1 protein-coding gene is annotated in these 887 nt (G+C 36.8%); it reads right to left on the bottom strand.

Going from position 1 to position 887, the window contains the following annotated elements:
* Window positions 1–301: 301 nt before the first annotated feature.
* Window positions 302–887, bottom strand: a 586-nt coding sequence (locus tag E1963_RS19180; protein ID WP_132281684.1) for a site-specific integrase, incomplete at its 5' end; no start/stop codon positions are given.

Below are 887 nucleotides of genomic sequence, written 5' to 3'. Positions count from 1 at the left end.
AGCGTCTTCTATGTTTATCGCTTATAATTTTAAGCGATTATTAAGTATGTTTTCAACATTAGAATTAATAAAGAAATTTGGATCAATATCTAATTACAGATAGAGGATATAGAAAAATTTTATATTTGTATATAAATTATATATGTCTTTTTGACTATCTTTTTATATCTTCTTAAATGTCCGCAAAGCCTTATTTTATCGGCTCTACGGGCATTTTGCTTTTGTGGTAAACCTCACATATCCAGGTCTATCTTCTTATATTTTCCCTGTCAATCGTGGTTAAAATCGTGGTAAATACTTTTTATGCGATTAGACGCTGAACCTCTGATTTTGCGGTATCTATGGACGCATGAGCATACCAGTTCATTGTGATACTGATATTTGAATGCCCCATGATATACTGTAAATCCTTTGGGTTCATATTCTTGCTTGCCAACCTTGTGCAGAACGTATGGCGTAGCGTATGCGGTGTGATATGTGGCAAAGGGTTGTCCATGTGGTGCTTGTTGTATTTCTTTACCATACGGACAAATAGCGTTGTGTAATCAATCGCCACCTTTGGCTTGCCTTTGGAATTGACAAACAAGAAATCTTTGTGTCCGTCTATCTCCATTGACCTTATCTTTGAGCGTTTCTTAATCACTCTGTGAAATGCTTGTATCGTTTCCTTGCTCAATGGCACGTTCCTTACTCCGCTTTTGGTCTTAGGTGTTTCAATGTAATAGCCTTGTTCCTTGCTTTTCAATAGCTGGTGGTCTATTACTACAACCTCATTCGTAAAATCAATGTCCGCCATTGTCAGCCCACATAATTCAGAAATGCGAAGTCCCGTTTTCAACAGTATCAGCACATCATCATAATACTTATGATACACATTGTCTGTCTTG

Source organism: Extibacter muris (genome assembly GCF_004345005.1).
GTDB lineage: Bacteria > Bacillota > Clostridia > Lachnospirales > Lachnospiraceae > Extibacter > Extibacter muris.
The sequence above is the reverse complement of the archived record's forward strand: the minus strand, read 5'-3'. Positions and strand labels throughout refer to the sequence as shown.